The organism is Gordonia sp. LUNF6 (assembly GCF_047041125.1).
GTDB lineage: Bacteria > Actinomycetota > Actinomycetes > Mycobacteriales > Mycobacteriaceae > Gordonia > Gordonia sihwensis.
Genome location: NZ_CP178181.1, coordinates 744,313 through 765,180, shown reverse-complemented (window position 1 = coordinate 765,180; position 20,868 = coordinate 744,313). Strand labels below are relative to the sequence as shown.

The following is a 20,868-nucleotide window of genomic DNA, read 5'->3' as shown; positions in this document are numbered from 1 at the left end:
GGGCTGAACGCGAAGACGCCCGCTACGGCCTCGCCTCCGTAGCGGGCGTCGTCATCGTCACCACAACGATCGCACCCAGCTCAAGGAACAAGATGCAGCCGAACGCTACCTCGCCCACCGAGGCGCAACCTTCGTTGAAGTCGCTGTCGCGCAACGACTCTGATTCGAATCTGACAACCTTCCAGTTCCCCCGTCCGGGACTTCGCGTCCCCGATGTATCCGGGCTCAGTCTCTACAAGTCCGCCTTGGCGTACGCGAACGCCGGATGGTTCGTTCTGCCGGTCGCACCGGGAACGAAGAATCCTGGCAGCGTGGTCGGCGGTTCGTGGCAGTCGCAGTCCAGTCGGCAAGCCGAGCAGATCGCGGCTTGGTGGGACGAGAACCCCGACTACGGCATTGCGCTGCATGTCGGACGAAGTGGTGCCGTCGCGTTCGACTTGGACTCGGCCGCACTGGAAGAGGTTCCATCGAACATCGCCGACGGACTGCGCCAAGGCGTTGTGCAGCTTTCGCGGCGGGACGACGCCGACCGGGGACACTACTTGTTCCGGACGGACGAGCCAGTCGGGAACGGGGCAGGCGCGTTCCGTCCGTTCGGAGAGGTACGAGGTAAGAACGGCGTCATCATCGCTGAGCCCACACGGCATGTCCGAGAGGACGGTGAGTACCGCTGGATCGCCGGCGAATCGGTTCTGCCGAAGTTGCCCGCAGCGCTACGCGAATGCCTTTCCGCCTCGAGCGAGGTCGATCCCGAGCCGATGAACGACGCGGAACTCGCCGCGTTCCTGAACGATCCTGCGCACACCCGCAATACCCGACCGAATGCGATTAAGGGTCCTCTCCAAGCGTTCGAGAACGACGTGCGCAACGGAGGCAGCAGCCACGAAGCTCTCGTCCAGGCTCTACCGTGGGCGTTCCGCGAAGCCGCCGCCGGGTGCTACCCCGCCACCGACGCCTTGGCGCTGCTGCAGGACGCGTTCCACGAGTCGTTTGAATGGGAGGGGCGTAGTCCGGACGGGCGTTCGCGGCCCGGTCCTGACGAGTTCTACCGAACAGCGAGGTGGGCGGCAGCGCACGCAAAGCTCGCCGATCCCGCCGACACCCTCGCTCGTCTGGACAGAGGCAAAACTCGGCCCGACGCCAAGCGGTTTGAGCTCGTCCCGGCGTCCGCACTGGCCGAGCCGGTTCCGCCGATGGAATGGCTGATCAAAGGCGTGTGGCCGAGAGGCTCGTTCGGTCCGATGGGCGGCGAGAAGAAGACCCTTAAGTCGTACAACCTCATGTCCATCGCTCTCGCCGTGGCGAGCGGGCGTCCACTGTTCGGCGAGTTCGAGGTGACGACGCCCGGACCCGTCGTCTACTACGTCGGCGAAGGCGGGCGCGGACCCTTCATGCGGCGACTGCAAGCCATCGCCCGATCGTACGACGCCGATCTGGCCGACCTACCGATCTACGCGGTCTTCGACGTCGGACCGTTGGACGCACCCGAGTTCACGACTGCGCTCACCGCCGCGTTGGACGACGTACGCCCAGAGCTGGTGATCATCGACCCGCTGTATGCCTTCCATCCGGCGGGCATCGAGGCGCAGAACCTCTACGAACGAGGGCGGATGCTTGCTGGCCTGTCGGGTCTGGTTGCAGGCAAGGCCGCGTTGATCATCGCCGACCACTTCAAGAAGTCGGGCGGCGCCGATCTCGACCTCGACAGCATTTCGCAGGCTGGCATGGGCCAGTGGGCCGACAGCTGGATTCTGCAGAAGCACCGTGAGAAGGCCGATCTGGACAACGGCGCGTATCGGCTCGCGGTGGAGTTCGGGTCTCGGCAGTGGGGCGGCAGTCGGTGGGACGTGGACTGGCAGCTACCGGCGTTCGGAGACCTTGATGACGGCGACGCCGAGACGGCAGCGGTGTCGGTGACGGTCGCCAGGGCGGGAGGCGGCAGCGGAAGCGCATCGTCGGGCAGGCGCGACGACAAGGCCGCGAGGCGACGAGCGATCGTGGACCTGGTCCGCGACAACGACTTCGTCTTCACGGAGTCCGCGCTGGCGAAGACTGTGGGCGGCAACGCTGGCGCGGCGCGAGACCTCATCACCGAGCTGCTGACCACCCGAACGCTGGTCGTCGAGAATCGCGCGGCGAGCGAGCGCGGACGGATGGTCAAACGCGATCGTGTCGGCATTGGGCCGGGATTCCAGTTCAGCGTCGAGCGCAAGGCTACCGAGAATGCCTAGCGATCAGAGGGTGCGCGGGGACGGTCGACGGACAGATGAAGACCGTTGTGCGAGCGGCAGGCCGGAGGCAACTCGGTCTCGCCTCAGCAGGTTCAACAGCCTCACCAGTATCACGAGGGCAACTCTGTCTCGGCGGCGCGGCGGGCTGGACGCGGTTGGTCAAGGTTGCTTAAAAGCGCAGGTAGATCCGATATCCAACTCTGACCACGGTTGGTCAGAGTTGCCTGACCCCGGCAGCGGTAGCGGGCCGGGTGGGGGCAACCTTGCCCACCCCGGCCCCGCCTAAGGGACGTGGTTGCCAGACGCGGTTGCCCACGGGCCGTTTGTCGACAGCGCCGAGAACGTTCCACAGCAACAGATTCCACCAGAGAAGCACAGAAATCGAGAGGCACGACATGACCGAGAATCCTTCGACAGCAGCCGATCCCATCACGGGAGTGGACGAACATGCCGCCCTGGCAGACACCGGACGCGGCCACTGGGAGACCGACCCCGAGGACCCCGAGTTCGAGGTGTGGGTAGTCGATCCACCGAGGACCACGCCGGAGGCCGCAGCCAAGTGGGACGCCATGCTCGAAGAGAACGACTCCGCGCGCTGCGTCGCTCACAAGAAGACGGGCGAGAGATGTAGGAGGTTGGCTATCAAGGGGGCGACAGTCTGCCGGGTCCACGGTGGGGCCAGCGGGCATGTACGTAGGGCTGCTCGTGCCCGCCTGGAGATGGCGGCGGATCGGATGGCGAAGGAGCTCCTGAAGATCGCTGTCAGCGACGAAGCCCCCGACCACGTGAAGCTCGCCGCGATCAAGGACGCGCTCGACCGCGCGGGCCTCAGCGCCAAGACCGCCGTCGAAGTCTCGGTGGACCCCAAGCCCTTCGAGGGAATCTTGGAGGCCGTGATGTCCGGCGGCTCGCGGGCCGAGAGCCGAGCACGCCGAGGCGACACGGCCAAGGACCGCGCGCCCGACGCCGCCCCCGACTGGATCGACGCCGAACTGGTCGAGGTGCAGCACCACGACGACACCCCAACCATCACGCCTCGGCTCACTCCACGCCACCACGACGAGCCGCGTCCAGTCGCCGGCGAAGGCAGCTCTGCCGAGACAGGGATGCTCGACCTGGCCGACGCCCTGGACCAGTTGCACGGCCACACGCCACCGCGCAAAGGCCAGCGGTAGCGCATCAGACCGGCCTCAGCTCTCGCTCACGGCCCTAACAGGCCGCGCACGGCGCAGGGCTGAGGCAGGCCCATCTCAACCGCACATCCGAAGCCAGCCGCGCTCCGTCAGACAGCTCTCTGACCTGCTATAACGCCAGTAGCTTCGAACGTACGTGCGAGCTAGGGTGAGGCGTAAGGCGCAAACGGACGTTTACGCCCCAACGGGAGAAACGGGAAAGCAATGACAGGCAGGGAACTCGTGATGATCGGCTACATCCGGTGCAGCACGGAAGAGCAAGCAGACAGCCGCCTCGGCATCGAAGCGCAAGAGGCAGCCCTCCACGCCGAAGCCGACCGGCGCGGTTGGCAGCTCACCATCGTCCGCGACGAAGGACTCAGCGGCAGTCAGGTGAACCCCGGCCTCCGGGAAGCGTTGGAGCAGTTGGCCGCTGGCCTCGCGGACGGCCTCGTAGTGGCGAAGCTGGATCGTCTCGCCCGCAGTGTCGTTCACGCCGCCGACATCATGGAGCGCGCCCGCATCCAGAGGTGGAGCCTGATCATGCTCGACATTCAGGTCGACACCACCACGGCCAGCGGCGAAGCAATGGCGAACATGCTCGCCACGTTCGCGCAGTACGAACGCCGCATCATCGGCGAGCGCACCAAGGCAGCTCTCGCGGCAAAGAAGGCCCAAGGCGTCAAGCTCGGCAGACCCCGCCTGGTCCCGACGACCGTCGCCCTGCGCATCTCAGGGATGCGGGCCGACGGCCTCAGCTACCGCGCCATCGCCGACAAGCTCACCGCAGACGGAATCCTCAGTCCCGCGGGTCGTCCCACCTGGCAGGCGTCTACCGTCCGCCGCATCTTCAACTCAATCGACACAAAGGCAGCCTGACATGGCTTACATTCGCGCTCACGAGACCACCGTCAAAAGCAAGGGCCGCGCCGTCAAGCGCTACGAAGTCGTCTGGCGTGAGCCGGTCCGCGACGAGTACGGCCTGCCAGTCAAGACCGCGAGCGGCAAGCCCAAGCTCCGCGCCCGTCAGGAGAGCTACCCGACCCGAGACGCCGCCGAAGCCCGTCGCGACGAGCTGAACGCGGCCAAGCACTCCGGCACCGCTTCCGCCCTCGCGGACCAGAAGATCGCCGGCGATCTACCGTTCGGGCACTACGCCAAGGCGTGGATCGACAGCCAAGCGCTGAAGGTCGTGCAGGGCCGACTGAAGCAGCGGACCCTGAACGATTACGAGAACGTCCTGCGGCTGTACTCGCTGCAATCGTTCGGCGGTAAGGCAATCGGCAGCATCACGCCGCACGACTGCGAATTGTTCCTCGCGGGCCTGGTGAGCCGCCAGTCTCGCCAATCGGGCAGCGGAGCCCTGAAGCCCGCGACAGTGAAGCACGCTTGGGGCGCGTTCCGTCGAGTGATGAAGTACGCGACGCAGCAGGGCGCGCTCACGTCGAACCCCTGCGACCGCGTGGACTTCGGGACAGGCAAGGCGCAGGCCACCGGCGACGCCGAGCAGTTCGAGGCGCACCCGCTCACCGCGCAGCAAGTAGCGCAGGTGTCGGCGGCTGTCGCCGGCGAGATCGGAGACCTGCCCGCGTATCCGATCTACGCGCTGATGGTCGACTTCCTCGCCTACAGCGGTCTTCGCGCCGCCGAGAACGCCGGACTGGAAGTGCGCGACCTGCACTTCACCACCCGCCCCGGCTCTGATTCCAAGCCGACCGTCCGCTGCTCGGTGAAGGTGGAGCGGACCAAGACCCGCCGGAACCGCGAGTGGATCACTGGGACGCCCAAGTCGAAGAAGTCCCGGCGGACGGTCCCTCTGCCTCAGTGGCTCGCGGAGCGGCTGCACGCCTATCTACGAGACGACCACCCTCGCGCTGACGAACCCACCGCGCCGCTCTGGCCGAACCGACGCCTCGGCGGCGGACACCGCGTCAAGGGCGAGCGCTTCGCTGCTCCGCACGACTGGTCGAATCCCATCACGATGGACGCCTGGTACCGAACGATCCTCAAGCCCGCACTGGAGGCCGTCGGCTTGCCCGCCAGCCGCCCCGCGACCAAGGACCAACCCGCACAGCTGGGATGCCGCGTCCATGACCTACGTCACACTTTCGCCACCATGCAGCTGTCGTCCGGCGTCCACTTCATGCAGGTCTCCAAGTGGCTCGGACACGGCTCGTTCGTGCTGACGTTGGATACCTACGGCGACTGGATTCCAGAAGAAGACGGCGGCGCGATGAACAACCTTCCCGAGCCGACCGCCCCGGCGTCCGCCATCTCCACCTCGCAGACTACCGAGGACGCCGACGCGCCCCCGTCCAACGTCATTCAGTTGTTCGGGTAGCAGCCTCGTCATCTGCTTCTGTTCCGATCATCGCGGGCAGTTCGTACGCGAGGTGGATCAGCTGCCGGGTGAACTCGGCGACGTCCATCGCCTCGTCTTTTGTCACCACGACAAGTTCGTGGTTCACCTCGTTACCCACATCCTTGACGCGGTCAACCCATGGCCGCATTCGCTTAGTGAACACACCTTCCTCTTCGAGATGATTCAACGCGGCGTAAAAATTCGGCGCTCGTCCGTTGTCCAGCTTCTCAGGAAGTCCGTGCGCAACCGCGATGTGAAAGAGCAGCTTCCTGCACATCATCGTCGCAGCGGTGAAAGCACCGACCGACAGACAGGCTCGAACTTCGGTCCACGCATCCAAATCGACCCCAGTAAGCGATTCCGGGGTGTCAAGCGGCATCGTCGCAGGGCTGACCGCATCCAAGTTGGACACCGCACCGCGGTAGCAGTTGACACAACGCAGCCATTGGACGTCTGGATCACTTCTCGTCGTGGCAATCACAATCATCTGACTGCCGCCGCAAAAGGCGCACGCAGCTCGAGCCCAACTCCGCGCATCCGATTGATCAAAGTTCGCGTATCTGTCGCCAATGATCCAGAGATCGCTTGTAAGCCCCATGCGTTTGATCATCTCACGCGCCTCCGACATTCCAGGCGCATCCCCCGCACGCGCCGGGGTAATGCCGGGGTGGAGCCCACCAACAGAAAACGCCAGGCCAGGGAAACCATCCCTGGCCTGGCGTTTCACCAGTGCCCCCAGTAGGGCTCGAACCTACGACCTGCGGATTAAAAGTCCGTAGCTCTACCAACTGAGCTATAGGGGCGTCGCGTGCGGTGCACGACTTGTGGCAGTCTACCGAACCGCCGACCGACGCTCCGGCACGACCTCTCGTGTCAGACGGTCAACGACTGGCGCTCGACCGAACGGACGGCCGCCGTGAACTCCGGAATGAACTTCTCCGCGCCCAGCACACAGCACGCATGGCCACCGGCGACATCGAAACGCTGAGCGCCCGGGATGCCGTCGACGAGCAGTTGCTGCCGTTCGGGTTGCACCACCTTGTCGAACGTCGAGACCACCACCGAGGTCGGCACATCGATCTCACCGAGCCAATCGCGCGAATCGAATCGGGCCATCGCCTCGGCGAACACGCCCTGCAGACCGAGTCTCGTGGAGGTGACCTGTGCCAGACCCCATTTGACCGGATGAGCGGTCGGGTCGTCGAGGATCCGTTCCGACGGAGTGGGGAGAACCTTTTCGACGACGCTCAGCGCCTTGCCGAGACGCTGCTCGAGCGCCAGCCGAGCGGGATCGATGCTGGAGAAGTACGGGCCGGTCGAACAGAGGACGAGCCCGGCCACCCGGTCGGGGCTGCGGCGCCAGGCGAGCTGTGCGATGCCTCCGCCCATGGAGAATCCCGCGGCGATGAACGAGTCGATCCCGAGGCTGTCGGCGACGGCGACCACGTCGTCCGCGCAGTCGTCGAGTGAGAACGTGTCGGACTCGATCCCGCGACCGTGCAGACGGTGGTCCATGGTGATGACGCGGAAGTCGCGTTCCAGGAGCGGGATCACCGGATACCAGCAGAGCAGTCCGGTGGTGCTGACCGAGTGAAGCAGAAAGACGGCCGGACCGTCGCGCCGCCCGGAGTCGGTGACGAAGGTCTCCCCGCGTCCCGGAAGCTCGAGCCGCCGGCCCGACGGGACCCCGGTGACCGGATGGGGACGCATGGCGTGACCGATGCCGCGGCGCATGGTGGCGAGACGACTGCTCAGTGCTGGCATCCCTCCAAAATACACCCGCCCGAGAGGGTCGTCCCTGCTCACAGGCTCCTCTTAGACAAATATGAGAATCCATCTCGTGCGGGCAGCGCGCATCTGACATACTCCGCGACGTGATTCCGATTGACCGCCCGAAGCTCGAGGGCTCCATCGCCGTCGGCGACAAGCGACGCCGACGCATCGGCTTCTCCGAGTTCGGCTCCCCCGGCGGCCCGGCCGTCGTGTGGCTGCACGGCACCCCCGGAGCCCGACGGCAGATCCCGACCGAGGCGCGCGAATACGCCGAGACGCGCGGCTTCCGCCTGATCGGGCTCGACCGGCCGGGCGTCGGGTCGTCGACGCCTCACCGGTACGAGTCGATCGCCGACTTCACGCTCGACTTCCAGACCGTCCTGAACACCCTCGGCGTCGACCGCTTCTCGGTGATCGGACTCTCCGGCGGCGGCCCGTACTCACTCGCCGTGTCGCGCTTCCTGCCCGACCGCGTGGTGTCGACCGGGATCGTCGGCGGTGTGGCTCCGGTCAACGGACCCGACGGGATCCGCGGCGGCGCCGTGGACCTCGCACAATTCGCCGTTCCGTTGCTCAATGTGGCCAGCCGACCGATCGGGTCGGTGCTGAGCACGGTCCTGGGCTTCGCGCGGCCCATCGCCGACCCGGCGATCAGCCTCTACGGCCGCCTCTCCCCCGAGGCCGACCGGGAACTGCTCTCACGCCCGGAGTTCCGGGCGATGTTCCTCGACGACCTGCTGCACGGCGGCAGCCGCCGCATGGAGGCTCCGTTCGCCGACCTGCAATTATTCGTCCGCGACTGGGGATTCCGGATCTCCGACGTGGACGCCTATGTGCACTGGTGGCACGGCGACGCCGACAACATCATCCCGTTCGCCCACGGCGAGCACATGGTGAAACTGCTCCCGCACGCCGAACTCCATCCGCTGGCCGGCCAGAGCCACATCAGCGGCCTCGGCCACAGCATCGAGATGCTCGACATCCTGCTCGCCGCCTGGGATCGGCCGGCGGCGGGAAGCGGCGACGCCGGCCGCTAACCGGTCCCGGTGGTCGCCAACCCGGCAGCCAGACCCAGAATCAGTGCCAGCACCAGCACTTCGGTGCCGGCCCGGACGATGGACTCCCGCTCGCTCACTCCGTGCCGTCGTGCGCGCGGCAGCCACGACCGCCGGTGCCACCACGCCAGCGCCAGCGCCACCGCCAGCAGAACCGCCTTCGCCACGAGGATCCGGCCGTAGCCGGTCTCCCACAGCTGCGGACCCACACCGAGCTGCACCGCCGCGGCGACCACCCCGGTGACGATCAACGCGCCTACCGCGGGCATCGCCCATCGGGAGAACTCCGGAAGCGTCCGGGCCCAGCCGCCTTTCCCGCGCATCGTGACGACCAGCGCGGCGAGCGTGCCGGCCCACCAGGCCGCACAGATCGAATGCACGGCGAGGAACACCGGGGTCCAGACCGACTCACCGCCGTGGCCGGTGACCGAGACCGCCAGCACGCCGAGGCCCGCGATCACGGAGACCAAGAGCACCGGCGGCTCCGCCCGGAGCGCGGCATAACCCCAGCCCAGGACGGCCAGCGATCCCACGGCGCCGACCAGCACCGGCAAGCCGGTCTGCACGCCGGTCGTCAGATCACCGACACCCACCTCGAACGGCGAGACCCCGATGCGGTCGGCCACCTGCAGCCATCCGCCGATGACGCTGGCGACTCCCCACATCGCCCCGGCGCCGACGATCACCCGGACCGAGGGCTCCGCGCCGATCAGCGGCAGTGCACCGAGGCCGAGCAGCAGCGAGAGCGAACCGATCGTCACCGCGCCGGCCCACGCCGCCGGCTCGGGTGCGGCCAGCGCCTGGCAGATCGCCACGCCCACCACCGCCAGAGCCGCCGCGGCGATGGCGAATCCGGCGCGCAGTCGCACCGTCTCGGCTCCGGGCATGCGGGTCAGCGTCGGCGACGGGCCAGCAGCAGCGCCAGCACACCGGCTACGACGATCACCACGACCACACCGCCGACGATGAACGGCCACACCTTCACACCGTTATCGGTCTCCGGCTGCCAGTCGTCGGCGACGGCGCCGGGGGTGCCGTTGCCCGCAGCCGTCAATTCGAAGGTCACCTGGCCCTCCACCGGGTGGCCGTCGGCCGACGTCACGCGGTAGTTGACCTTGTACTCACCGGCCGGCCCCAGTCCGTGCAGGGCAACGGATATGTCGCGACCGTCGACCGTGGGCTCGCCCTGCTGCCAGAAGTGTCCGTCGGGGCCGACCACCTTGAGCACCGCGTACGAGGACTTCAGGTTCTCGTTGAAGGTCAGCGTCACCCGTTCGGGAGCCGTCGCGACCTTGGCCCCCTGCTCGGGGTCGGAGCCGACCAGCGCCGAATGCGCCGACGCCGGGCCCGCCACCAGCCCCACCAGGAGAGCGGCGGTGGCCGCGAGGACCGCGAAGACAGAAGAACGTGCGAGGAACCTGGACATGCGCAGAACACCTGACCTTGAAGACGTTACGGACACAGACGAGGCGGCCCGCGCCGACTCCCCTCCATCGTGGCACGCAGCGACGCATTAGCCTGAAGGAGTGTCGGTCTACTCACACGGTTTCGCCCGTCTCGCCGCTGCCGTCCCGCAGGTCGCCCTGGCCGACCCGCGTCAGAACGCCTCGCGCACCGTCGAACTGATCCAGCAGGCCCATCGGGAGTCGGTGGCCGTCGTCGCCTTCCCCGAGCTGGGCCTCTGCGGCTACAGCGTCGACGACCTCGTCCAGCAGGATGCATTGCTCGACGAGGTGGAGGCCGCGCTGGCCGCCGTGGTGGCCGCGACCGCTGAGACGACGCCCGTGGTGATCGTCGGCGCTCCGCTGCGGGTGGACGACGCCCTGTACAACTGCGCGATCGTGATCCACGGCGGCCGCGTGCTCGGCGTCGCACCGAAGTCGTACCTGCCCAACTACCGCGAGTTCTACGAGCAGCGCTACTTCGCCGCCGCACGCGACGCGGTCCGCGACACCGCCGTCATCGGCGGACAGCGCGTGCCGTTCGGCGCCGACCTGATCTTCGAAGCAGACGACCTGCCCGGCCTGCGAATCCACGTGGAGGTGTGCGAGGACGGATGGGTGCCGATCCCACCGAGCACCTGGGCCTCGTTCGCCGGGGCCACCGTACTGGTCAACCTCTCGGGCAGCCCGGTCACGGTGGGCAAGCAGGCGTACCGGCGGTCGCTGGTGACCGGCCACTCGGCGCGCTGCATCGCCGCGCAGGTCTACGTCTCGGCCGGCTTCGGCGAGTCGACCACGGACCTGGCCTGGGACGGCGACGCACTGATCGCCGAGAACGGCACCCTGCTGGCGCGCACCGCGGGCTTCTCGATGGAACCGCAGCTGATAGTCAGCGATGTGGACCTCGACCGGCTGCGGCAGGAGCGGTCCCGGATGATCTCCCTGCGCGACCAGGTGGGCGATTTCGCCGAACGCTCGCGGGCGATGCGCCGCATCTCGTTCGACCTCGACGTCCCCGAGACCACCGGGGCTCTGCGCAGGACGGTCGCGCGTTTCCCGTTCGTTCCCGCCGACGCCGCCGACCGAGACGAGCGGTGCCACGACGTGCTGAACATCCAGGTGCAGGGGCTCGTCGCGCGGCTGCGCTCCACCGGAATCGACAAGGTGGTCATCGGCGTCTCCGGCGGTCTCGACTCCACCCTCGCGTTGCTCGTCGCCATCCAGGCCTTCGACGCGATGGGATTGCCGCGCACCAACATCCACGCGTACACGATGCCCGGCTTCGCCACCGGCGGCGCCACCCTGGCGCGCAGCCACGTCCTCATGGACTCGCTCGGCGTCACCGGCAACGAACTCGACATCCGGCCGTCATGCATGCAGATGCTCGCCGACCTGAAGCATCCGTTCGCCGACGGGGAACCGGTCTACGACGTCACCTTCGAGAACGTCCAAGCAGGAGAGCGCACCTCCCACCTCTTCCGGCTGGCCAACCACCTCGGCGGGATCGTGCTGGGCACCGGCGACCTGTCGGAGCTGGCGCTAGGCTGGTGCACCTACGGGGTCGGCGACCAGATGTCGCATTACAACGTCAACGGCAGCGTCCCCAAGACGCTGATCCAGCATCTCATCCGCTGGAAGATCAGCACCGCCCGCTACGGACCCGAGACCGTCAGCACCCTGCAGGAGATCCTCTCCGACGTGATCTCACCGGAGCTCGTGCCCGCCGACGCCGAGGGCAACATCCAGAGCACCGAGGACCACGTCGGCCCGTACGAGCTGCACGACTTCTTCCTCTACTACCTCACGCGGTTCGGCTACCGGCCCAGCAAGATCGCCTACCTCGCCCGGCAGGCGTGGGGCGACCGGAGCCGCGGCGCGTGGTCGGATCTGATGCGCGACGACGAACGCAACGAGTACGACGAGGCCACCATCGACAAGTGGCTGACGGTCTTCTTGAAGCGGTTCATGTCGAGCCAGTTCAAGCGCACCGCGATGCCGAACGGCCCGAAGATCGGGTCGGGTGGATCGCTCTCGCCGCGCGGCGACTGGCGGTCGCCGTCCGACGCACCGTCGTCGTCCTGGCTGCGCGAACTGCACCCGGACTGACCCCGGTCGGGGTCTAACCTGGCAGCATGTCCGATTCACAGCGCAACCCCCTCGGCCCGCTCGCTGCCTTCGCCGGTCTCTGGCGAGGTACCGGCGCCGGACACTATGCGACGATCGACAGCTTCACCTACGACGAGGAGATCGAGCTGTCGCCGAGCGGACGGCCCTTCCTGTTCTATCGATCGCGCACGCGCGCACCGGGCGGCGGCCGCCCGATGCACACCGAGACCGGCTTCCTGCGTCTGGCGGGCAAGCAGCACGCGGAACTGTTGGTGGCGCAGCCGACCGGCTTCGTGGAACTCCAGCGCGCCCCCGCTCACCACGCCGTTCTCGAGTTCGCCCAGCACACTCTGGGCGTCTCCCCCGACGCGAAACAGGTGCACGCGGTGAAACGCCGTTTCGAACTCGCCGGCGACACCCTCACGTACGACCTGTGGATGGCCTACGCCGACGTCCCCGTCTCGCACCATCTGCACGCCGAGCTCCACCGAGCCTGAGGCGGCGCCGACGCCGGTTCGGGTTCGCCGACGAACTCGACGTACGCCTGGAGCCCCCGGAACAGCAGAACGCCCGCCCCGCATCAGCGGGACGGGCGTCCTGAGTCGTCAGACTAGATCACTTGATGATCTTGGTGACGCGGCCGGCACCGACGGTGCGGCCACCCTCGCGGATAGCGAAGCGCAGGCCCTCGTCCATGGCGACCGGCTGGATGAGCTTGACAGTCATCTCGGTGTTGTCGCCCGGCATGACCATCTCGGTGCCCTCGGGGAGGGTCACGACGCCGGTCACGTCCGTGGTGCGGAAGTAGAACTGCGGACGGTAGTTGTTGAAGAACGGGGTGTGACGGCCGCCCTCGTCCTTCGACAGGATGTACGCCTGGCCCTCGAACTCGGTGTGCGGAGTCGTGGTGCCCGGCTTGACGATGACCTGACCGCGCTCGACGTCCTCACGCTTGAGGCCGCGGAGCAGCAGACCCGCGTTGTCGCCGGCCTGAGCCGAATCGAGCAGCTTGTGGAACATCTCGATACCGGTGACGGTGGTCTTGGTGCTCTTCTCGCGGATGCCGACGATCTCGACTTCCTCGTTCACGTTGACCTCGCCGCGCTCCACGCGACCGGTGACGACGGTGCCGCGACCGGTGATGGTGAAGACGTCCTCGACGGGCATCAGGAACGGCTTGTCGGTCTCACGGACCGGGTCCGGGATCGACTCGTCGACAGCGGCCATCAGGTCCTGGATGGACTTGACCCACTTCTCCTCGCCCTCGAGCGCCTTCAGCGCCGAGATCGGGACCACCGGAGCGTCCTCGTCGAACTCCTGGGCGGCCAGCAGTTCGCGGACCTCCATCTCGACGAGCTCCATGATCTCCTCGTCGTCGACCATGTCGGCCTTGTTCAGTGCGACGAGGATGTAGGGGACGCCGACCTGGCGAGCCAGCAGCACGTGCTCGCGGGTCTGCGGCATCGGGCCGTCGGTGGCAGCCACGACCAGGATCGCGCCGTCCATCTGAGCGGCGCCGGTGATCATGTTCTTGATGTAGTCGGCGTGACCCGGAGCGTCGACGTGAGCGTAGTGACGCTTCTCCGTCTGGTACTCGACGTGGGAGATGTTGATCGTGATACCACGAGCCTTCTCCTCAGGCGCCTTGTCGATCTGATCGAAAGCGAAGCTCTCGTTCAGGTCCGGGTACTGGTCGGCGAGCACCTTGGTGATGGCCGCCGTGGTGGTGGTCTTGCCGTGGTCGACGTGACCGATGGTGCCGATGTTCACGTGCGGCTTGGTCCGCTCGAACTTCGCCTTCGCCACTTGTGTCCTCCTGGACTGTTGCTGCCGGGTGGTTCCCAGCAGTGGGTTTCTTACTTCCTGCCGTCGGCAGGAGCGGTCTTGCTGAACCGGTGTCCGGCCGGCCCGGCGTCGTGCCGGGACCTGGCCGTCCACCTTATTCGTTTGTGCGCGCGGATTCGATAGCCGACCCCGGCGCGAGCTCCGCCAAGGCGGAGGGCGAGATCACTCGCCCGTTGCCTTCGCGATGATCTCCTTCGACACGTTCGCCGGAACTTCAGCGTACGAGTCGAAAACCATGGAGTAGTTAGCCCGGCCCTGAGTCTTCGACCGCAGGTCTCCGATGTAGCCGAACATCTCCGACAGCGGCACCTGAGCCTTGACGACTCGTGCACCGCTGCGCTCCTCCATGGCCTGGATCTGGCCACGGCGGGAGTTCAGGTCGCCGATGACGTCGCCCATGTAGTCCTCCGGAGTCGTGACCTCGACGGCCATGATCGGCTCCAGGATGACGGGCTGAGCCATCTTCGCAGCCTCCTTGAGGGCCTGCGAACCGGCGATCTTGAAGGCCATCTCCGACGAGTCGACGTCATGGTACTGACCGTCGAGGAGGGTGACCTTCAGGTTGACCAGCGGGTAGCCGGCCAGAACGCCGTACTGCATCGCGTCCTGCGCACCGGCATCCACCGAGGGGATGTACTCGCGCGGGACACGACCGCCGGTGACGGCGTTCGCGAACTCGTAGGTCGCGCCGTCCTCGGCGTCGACCAGCGGCTCGAGCTTGATGATGACCTTCGCGAACTGACCCGAGCCACCCGTCTGCTTCTTGTGGGTGAACTCGTGCTTCTCGACGGTCTTGCGGATCGTCTCACGGTAGGCGACCTGCGGCTTGCCGACGTTGGCCTCGACCTTGAACTCGCGCTTCATGCGGTCGACCAGGATGTCGAGGTGGAGCTCGCCCATGCCGCCGATGACGGTCTGGCCGGTCTCCTCGTCCAGGTTCACCGAGAAGGTCGGATCCTCTTCGGCGAGCTTCTGGATCGCGGTGCCCAGCTTCTCCTGGTCGGACTTGGTCTTCGGCTCGATCGAGACGTTGATGACCGGGTCCGGGAAGGTCATCGACTCGAGGACGATGGGGTTCGCCGGATCGCACAGGGTGTCACCGGTCGTGGTGTCCTTGAGGCCGATCATCGCGTAGATGTGGCCGGCCACCGCGTCGTCGACCGGGTTCTCCTTGTTGGCGTGCATCTGGAAGAGCTTGCCGATGCGCTCCTTCTTGCCCTTGGTCGCGTTCATGACCTGGGTGCCCGGCTCCACACGGCCCGAGTACACGCGGACGAAGGTGAGCTTGCCGAAGAACGGGTGCGCGGCGATCTTGAACGCCAGTGCCGAGAACGGCTCGTCCTTGCTGGGCTTGCGGGAGATGATCTCTTCCTCGTTGCCCACGACGTGGCCCTCGATCTCGCCGATGTCCAGCGGGTTCGGGAGGTAGTCGATGACGGCGTCGAGCATGGGCTGCACGCCCTTGTTCTTGAACGCCGAGCCGCACAGCACGGGGTAGATCTCGGAGTTGATCGTCATCTTGCGGATGGCGCCCTTGATCTCGTCGATCGTGAGCTCCTCGCCGGCGAAGTACTTCTCCATGAGGGCTTCGTCCGACTCGGCGACCGTCTCGAGCAGCTTCTCGCGGTACTCGGCGGCCTTGTCGGCCAGATCCGCGGGGATCTCCTCGATGGTCGGCTCGGCGCCGATCTCGACGGTTCCGCGCCAGGTGATGGCCTTCATCTCGAGCAGGTCGACGACGCCGTCGAAGGCATCCTCGGCACCGATCGGGAGCTGCATGACCAGCGGCTTCGCGCCCAGGCGATCGATGATCGTCTGCACGGTGAAGTAGAAGTCCGCGCCCATCTTGTCCATCTTGTTGACGAAGCAGATGCGGGGGACGTCGTACTTGGTGGCCTGGCGCCAGACCTGCTCGGACTGCGGCTCGACGCCCTCCTTGCCGTCGAAGACGGCGACGGCGCCGTCGAGGACGCGGAGCGCGCGCTCCACCTCGACGGTGAAGTCGACGTGACCGGGCGTGTCGATGACGTTGATCTGGTTGTTGTTCCAGAAGCAGGTCACGGCGGCGGAGGTGATGGTGATACCACGCTCCTTCTCCTGCTCCATCCAGTCGGTGGTCGACGCGCCGTCGTGGGTCTCACCGATCTTGTAGTTCACACCGGTGTAGTAGAGGATGCGCTCGGTGGTCGTGGTCTTGCCGGCATCGATGTGCGCCATGATGCCGATGTTGCGGACCTTGGTGAGGTCGTTGAGCACTTCCTGTGCCATTAGGTTCCCTTCGGGAAGTTTTTGGAACTGAGTCTGTCAGTGTGCGAGCGCATCGGACCGGGCTCGCGTGCGCATCCCCCGGTCCGATGCGGCAGCCTCACCAGCGGTAGTGAGCGAAGGCGCGGTTGGCTTCGGCCATCTTGTGAGTGTCCTCGCGACGCTTCACCGATGCACCGAGACCGTTCGAGGCGTCGAGCAGCTCGTTGGCCAGACGCTCCACCATGGTCTTCTCGCGACGCTGACGGCTGAAGGTGACCAGCCAGCGCAACGCGAGGGTGTTGGCGCGGCCCGGCTTCACCTCGACCGGAACCTGGTAGGTGGCGCCACCGACGCGACGGCTCTTGACCTCGAGGGTGGGCTTGACGTTGTCGAGCGCACGCTTGAGGGTGACGACCGGATCGGTGCCGGTCTTCTCACGGGCCTGCTCGAGGGCTTCGTACACGATGCGCTCGGCGGTCGACTTCTTGCCGTCCAGCAGGATCTTGTTGACGAGCTGGGTGACGAGCGGCGAACCGTAGACGGGGTCGCTGATCAGGGGGCGCTTGGGAGCGGGTCCTTTACGTGGCATTTAGATCAGTTCCCCTTCTTGGCGCCGTAACGGCTGCGAGCCTGCTTGCGGTCCTTGACACCCTGGGTGTCGAGCGAGCCGCGGATGATGCGGTAACGAACACCCGGGAGGTCCTTCACACGACCGCCGCGGACGAGCACCATCGAGTGCTCCTGCAGGTTGTGGCCCTCACCGGGGATGTAGGCGGTGACCTCGACGCCACTGGTCAGGCGCACACGGGCGACCTTTCGCAGAGCGGAGTTCGGCTTCTTCGGGGTGGTGGTGTACACGCGGGTGCAAACGCCCCGGCGCTGCGGGCTGCCCTTCAGAGCAGCCGTCTTCTTGGCGGACGTCTTGTCCTTGCGGCCCTTGCGGACCAGCTGGTTAATGGTTGGCACTGAGTTCTTTCTCCTTGAGGACCGGCTCCCGCCGGGCCTTGTTCGTATTCGTTGCGGTTGGTGCTCCGGGCAAGCGGTCCGCCACGCTCACGCGTGGACAGATACTTCCGCAACTCGCCCCACCTGCACGTTTATGCAGGTCAGGTTGGAATCGTGCACCCGTTGTCGGGCGTGTCGCACGCCCTACGCCGATCCACGACTCCGCCCTCTCGGCGCCCGCTCGGACGCCGGAAGGTGAGCAGCACCCAGCTTGGCAAGGCGCCGACGAAATACTTTACCGCCCGGATTTACCACGGTCAAAATGATTGACACCGCTGCGCGAACCGCACCGAAACAGTTCACTACCGGCGCCGATCATCCGGATTCGCCGACGCGGGTGAGCAACTGCCGAGCGGCCGCCCGGGCGCCGTCCACATCCCCGCCGATCACCGCCTCGACGACCTCGACGTGGAGCGCCTCGTACGACCGGTGCGCGCCGACACCGTGTTCGGCGATCGACTCTCGCAGCGCCGGCAGCAACGAGTCGTAGAACTCGAGATACACCTCGTTGTGGCTGGCGGCGACGATGGCGCGGTGCAGGTGCGCATCGGCCTCGACCGCTGCCGAGTGTACGGACTCGGCAGCGTCGGCGCCGTCCCAGAACCCGTTGCGCTGCGCCAGCAGTCGACGCAGCGCGGCGATGTCATCGTCGTCCCGACGGCGGGCGGCCAGTCCGGCCGCAGTCACCTCCAGCGCCTCGCGCAGTTCCAAGAGGTCTTGCCGCCGGGCCGCGGCGAAGAAGTCACCGAGCGCCACCTCCTGCTCATCGGTGGCGATCACGTAGGTGCCCGAGCCCTGCCTGCGTTCCAAAAGCCCTGCGTGCACCAGCGACTGCACGGCCTCGCGAACGGTGTTGCGGGCGGTGCCTGTCATCTCGCACAGCGCGGGTTCGGTCGGAATCCGCTCCCCGATCGCCCAGCGGCCCGCGGAGATCTCGTCGCGCAGCTGCTGCGTGACCTGACCGATGAGCGTCTGCCGTTTGACCGTTTGCACGGCCGCAGTCTAAATCACTTTGCGCCGATACGACCATTCATCCTACGATTTTGTTCCATGACGGCCGAGGCGACGACAGTTCGCGACATCACCCCTCCGCGACCGACGCGCGCAGGCAGGTGGCGCGGGCGGATCATCGTGCTGGCCGCGATCATCATCTTCTCGCTGAGCCTGCGCACCGCGGTCACCTCCATCGCGCCGCTGCTCACGCGCATCTCCGACGAGGTCGGCTTCGGCACGTCCACGATCGGCGTGATCGGCATGCTTCCGACGCTCATGTTCGGTGCGGCGGGTGTCTTCGCACCCGCCCTCGGTCGACGTTTCGGCATCGAGCAGGTGACCCTCGCGGCGGTCGTGCTGACCGGCGTCGGCATCGCGACGCGGTCGCTGGTCCACGACGTCTGGCCGTTCCTGATCCTCTCGTGCGTCGCCCTGTTCGGCATGGGCGTCGGCAACATCCTGATCCCACCGCTGGTGAAGCGATACTTCAGCGATCAGATCGCCGTCATCAGCACCGCGTACATCACTTTCGTCCAGCTGGGCACGGCCATCCCCGCCGCGATCGCGGTCCCGGTCGCCGACGCGGCCGGCTGGCGGATGTCGCTGGCGATGTGGGCGCTGGTCCCGCTGGTCGCCCTGCTCCCCTGGGTCTGGGTGGTCCGCGAGCGCCGTCGCACCGTGCGCGCCGAGGCAGACCTGCCCAAGAAGGCGCGCCCCGCGAGCGAGGTCGCCGCACGGCTGCCGGTCTGGCGCACCCCGATGGCGTGGGGCCTCACACTGATGTTCGGCATGACCTCGCTGATGACCTACTCGCTGTTCACCTGGCTGCCGTCGGTCCTGCACGACGCGGGCGGCTCCGAGGCGCTCGGCGGCGCGATGGTCGCGTTGTTCTCGGGCATCGGTTTCGCCGGGACGCTCATCGCGCCGGTGCTGTGCACCCGCTTTACCAACCCGTTCGGGTTCGCCGTGCTGTTCGCGGCGTCGTGGCTGATCGGCTTCGCGGGTCTGCTGTGGGCTCCGCTGACGCTCACCTGGCTGTGGGTGGTCCTCGTCGGCATCGGCCCCACCACGTTCCCGATGGCGCTGACGCTGATCAACCTGCGCACCCGGACCAGTGCGGGCTCGTCGTCGCTGTCGGGCTTCGGCCAGGGCGTCGGCTACCTGTTCGCGTGCTCGGGTCCGACGCTGTTCGGCATCCTGCACGACGCGACCGACTCGTGGGCGCTGCCGTTCGCATTCCTCACGGTGACCGTCGGCATCATGCTGGTCGGCGCGTGGGCCATCTGCCGTCCGCGGTATCTGGAGGATCAGCTGAGCTGATCACGACAGCGGGAGCTCTGCCACCGGGGCGGAGATCATCTTGTCCGGGGTGGCCGAGTCGCCGACGGTGAACGCCACGGCCGTCACACCCCTCATGTCACTGATGATCGCGGTGGTCGACGGCGAGACGTCGGCGTCCGACATGGTTCCCGCGAGCTTCGGCCCGCTCGGACCGATCAGCCACATCTGGTAGATGGTTCCGGGCGCCGGTCGCGGGACGTCGTTCATCACCAGGACGCCCTCGCCCGCTGACGGGGAGTAGGTGACGGTCGCCTGGCCGCCCGCGACCGTTCCGGTGGTCGTGCGGACATCCGGCGCGGCGAAGATCTGTTCGGCCTGCGACGGCGGACTCTGCTCGTTCCGGTCGGCGACTGTGTAGCCGATGACGCCGCCGACGCCGAGCACCACGGCCGCAGCGGCCGCGGCGACCGCGAGGCGCAGTCGGCGACGATCGCGCGCGGGGGATCCGAGCGCATCGCCCCGTGCCGACGGGTGTTCATCGAGTCCTGAGAAGATCCTGTCCCGGAGCTGATTCGGCGGTTCGACGGCGGTCGCCTCGCTCATGCTCACGAGCGTCGCGCGCACGGCCGCCAGCTCGTTCTCGAACACTCGGCGGTCGGCCTCATCTGCCTGAGCCACCGCTTTCAGGATGCGTGCGCGCTCCACGTCGTCGACGGCGTCCAGGGCGATGAGCGACGCCAGGTCGCGCAGGTCGTCGTCACTCACGTCCCAGGCACCCCCTCAATCGCTTCAGGCCGTCACGGATCCGGCTCTTCACGGTCGGCAGCGCCACCGTCAGCCGATCGGCGACCTCACGGTAGGTGAAGCCGTCGTAGTAGGCCAGGCTCACTGCCTGCGCCTGCAGCTCGGTCAAAGTGGCGAGGCAGTCGCGCACCCGGCGTCCCGCGTCTCGCGTCAGGACCTCGTCGTCGACGCCCGCGACCACCTCGGCGAGGCTCCTCAGGCCGTATCGGTTCTCCCGGGCACTGGCCGAACTCTCGGAACGGACCCGGTCGACGGCGCGACGATGCGCGATGGTCAGCAGCCACGACATGGCACTGCCCTGCGCGGCGTCGAACCGACCGGCGTCTCGCCAGATCTGGAGGTAGACGTCCTGGGTCACGTCCTCGCTGTACCCCGGGTCGCGCAGAACGCGCAGAACCATGCCGTACACGCGCGACCCGGTGCGGTCGTACAGGTCTGCGAAAGCTGCGCGGTCACCGGCTGCCACGAGTGCGAGCAGATGTTCCAGCTGATCCGCATCGACAGTCATCGGCCGCTCGCTCGCGGATCGGAGGATGTCATCAAGTGACAGCC

Annotated in this window: 19 protein-coding genes and 1 tRNA gene; 8 read left to right on the top strand and 12 right to left on the bottom strand. The window is 66.9% G+C overall.

The annotated features are described in order from the left end of the window. Nucleotides 1-92 precede the first annotated feature (92 nt). From ACK8HH_RS03635 to ACK8HH_RS03620, 4 genes are all read left to right on the top strand, one after another. Nucleotides 93-2,231, top strand: a complete 2,139-nt coding sequence (locus tag ACK8HH_RS03635; RefSeq protein WP_412475543.1) for an AAA family ATPase — start codon at nucleotides 93-95, stop codon at nucleotides 2,229-2,231. Between the two features lie 395 nt (nucleotides 2,232-2,626). Beyond that, on the top strand, nucleotides 2,627-3,406 hold the full coding sequence (locus tag ACK8HH_RS03630) for a hypothetical protein (protein ID WP_412475542.1): 780 nt from the start codon (nucleotides 2,627-2,629) through the stop codon (nucleotides 3,404-3,406). A 243-nt stretch (nucleotides 3,407-3,649) separates the two neighbouring features. Next, nucleotides 3,650-4,282, top strand: a complete 633-nt coding sequence (locus ACK8HH_RS03625) for a recombinase family protein (RefSeq protein WP_412475541.1) — start codon at nucleotides 3,650-3,652, stop codon at nucleotides 4,280-4,282. Between the two features lies 1 nt (nucleotide 4,283). Further along, nucleotides 4,284-5,744, top strand: coding sequence for a tyrosine-type recombinase/integrase (locus ACK8HH_RS03620; protein ID WP_412475540.1), 1,461 nt, complete (start codon nucleotides 4,284-4,286; stop codon nucleotides 5,742-5,744). Here the strand turns inward: ACK8HH_RS03620 and ACK8HH_RS03615 are convergent. The 3 genes from ACK8HH_RS03615 to ACK8HH_RS03605 all read right to left on the bottom strand — a co-directional run bounded on the left by ACK8HH_RS03615 (nucleotide 5,725) and on the right by ACK8HH_RS03605 (nucleotide 7,529). Beyond that, nucleotides 5,725-6,492: a DUF4145 domain-containing protein gene (locus ACK8HH_RS03615; protein ID WP_412475539.1), complete on the bottom strand. Its 768-nt coding sequence runs from the start codon at nucleotides 6,490-6,492 to the stop codon at nucleotides 5,725-5,727. The two genes, ACK8HH_RS03620 and ACK8HH_RS03615, sit on opposite strands and share 20 nt — an antisense overlap. A gap of 3 nt (nucleotides 6,493-6,495) precedes the next feature. Further along, nucleotides 6,496-6,568 (bottom strand) — tRNA-Lys (locus ACK8HH_RS03610). Between the two features lie 70 nt (nucleotides 6,569-6,638). After that, complete coding sequence (locus ACK8HH_RS03605) at nucleotides 6,639-7,529, bottom strand: alpha/beta fold hydrolase (RefSeq protein ID WP_006894489.1); 891 nt, start codon at nucleotides 7,527-7,529, stop codon at nucleotides 6,639-6,641. Nucleotides 7,530-7,639: 110 nt separating this feature from the next. Between ACK8HH_RS03605 and ACK8HH_RS03600 the strand changes: the two genes are divergently transcribed. Then, a complete protein-coding gene (locus ACK8HH_RS03600) occupies nucleotides 7,640-8,575 on the top strand; it encodes an alpha/beta fold hydrolase (protein ID WP_006894488.1) in 936 nt (311 codons plus the stop codon). Here the strand turns inward: ACK8HH_RS03600 and ACK8HH_RS03595 are convergent. Together ACK8HH_RS03595 and ACK8HH_RS03590 are read right to left on the bottom strand one after the other, a co-directional pair. Further along, nucleotides 8,572-9,480, bottom strand: coding sequence for a copper resistance D family protein (locus tag ACK8HH_RS03595; RefSeq protein WP_412475538.1), 909 nt, complete (start codon nucleotides 9,478-9,480; stop codon nucleotides 8,572-8,574). The two genes, ACK8HH_RS03600 and ACK8HH_RS03595, sit on opposite strands and share 4 nt — an antisense overlap. A gap of 5 nt (nucleotides 9,481-9,485) precedes the next feature. Then, entirely contained in the window at nucleotides 9,486-10,019 is a 534-nt protein-coding gene (locus ACK8HH_RS03590; RefSeq protein ID WP_006894484.1) for a copper resistance protein CopC, read from the bottom strand. A gap of 100 nt (nucleotides 10,020-10,119) precedes the next feature. On the opposite strand from ACK8HH_RS03590, the gene ACK8HH_RS03585 reads away from it, so the two are divergent. Beyond that, entirely contained in the window at nucleotides 10,120-12,141 is a 2,022-nt protein-coding gene (locus ACK8HH_RS03585) for an NAD(+) synthase (protein WP_006894483.1), read from the top strand. 26 nt (nucleotides 12,142-12,167) lie between these two features. Beyond that, complete coding sequence (locus tag ACK8HH_RS03580; protein ID WP_006894481.1) at nucleotides 12,168-12,638, top strand: FABP family protein; 471 nt, start codon at nucleotides 12,168-12,170, stop codon at nucleotides 12,636-12,638. A gap of 118 nt (nucleotides 12,639-12,756) precedes the next feature. Here ACK8HH_RS03580 and tuf read toward each other — a convergent pair whose 3' ends face one another. From tuf to ACK8HH_RS03555, 5 genes are all read right to left on the bottom strand, one after another. Beyond that, nucleotides 12,757-13,947 carry an elongation factor Tu gene (tuf, locus tag ACK8HH_RS03575; RefSeq protein ID WP_006894480.1) on the bottom strand — a complete coding sequence of 397 codons (1,191 nt, stop codon included), beginning with the start codon at nucleotides 13,945-13,947 and terminating at the stop codon, nucleotides 12,757-12,759. A gap of 201 nt (nucleotides 13,948-14,148) precedes the next feature. Next, entirely contained in the window at nucleotides 14,149-16,254 is a 2,106-nt protein-coding gene (fusA, locus tag ACK8HH_RS03570; protein WP_006894479.1) for an elongation factor G, read from the bottom strand. Between the two features lie 97 nt (nucleotides 16,255-16,351). Continuing rightward, a complete protein-coding gene (gene rpsG, locus ACK8HH_RS03565) occupies nucleotides 16,352-16,822 on the bottom strand; it encodes a 30S ribosomal protein S7 (protein WP_006894478.1) in 471 nt (156 codons plus the stop codon). A 5-nt stretch (nucleotides 16,823-16,827) separates the two neighbouring features. After that, entirely contained in the window at nucleotides 16,828-17,199 is a 372-nt protein-coding gene (rpsL, locus tag ACK8HH_RS03560) for a 30S ribosomal protein S12 (RefSeq protein ID WP_006894477.1), read from the bottom strand. 354 nt (nucleotides 17,200-17,553) lie between these two features. After that, nucleotides 17,554-18,231, bottom strand: coding sequence for a FadR/GntR family transcriptional regulator (locus tag ACK8HH_RS03555; protein ID WP_045537598.1), 678 nt, complete (start codon nucleotides 18,229-18,231; stop codon nucleotides 17,554-17,556). A 57-nt stretch (nucleotides 18,232-18,288) separates the two neighbouring features. Here ACK8HH_RS03555 and ACK8HH_RS03550 point away from each other — a divergent pair, with 57 nt between their 5' ends. Continuing rightward, the gene (locus tag ACK8HH_RS03550; RefSeq protein ID WP_045537600.1) at nucleotides 18,289-19,551 is read left to right on the top strand and encodes a CynX/NimT family MFS transporter; all 1,263 of its coding nucleotides are present in this window, start codon (nucleotides 18,289-18,291) and stop codon (nucleotides 19,549-19,551) included. On the opposite strand, the gene ACK8HH_RS03545 is transcribed toward ACK8HH_RS03550, so the two are convergent. Further along, entirely contained in the window at nucleotides 19,552-20,277 is a 726-nt protein-coding gene (locus ACK8HH_RS03545; protein WP_045537602.1) for an anti-sigma factor, read from the bottom strand. Continuing rightward, a complete protein-coding gene (gene sigK / locus ACK8HH_RS03540) occupies nucleotides 20,270-20,824 on the bottom strand; it encodes an ECF RNA polymerase sigma factor SigK (protein ID WP_045537604.1) in 555 nt (184 codons plus the stop codon). The genes ACK8HH_RS03545 and sigK overlap by 8 nt, the downstream gene beginning before the upstream one ends. Between the last annotated feature and the right edge of the window lie 44 nt (nucleotides 20,825-20,868).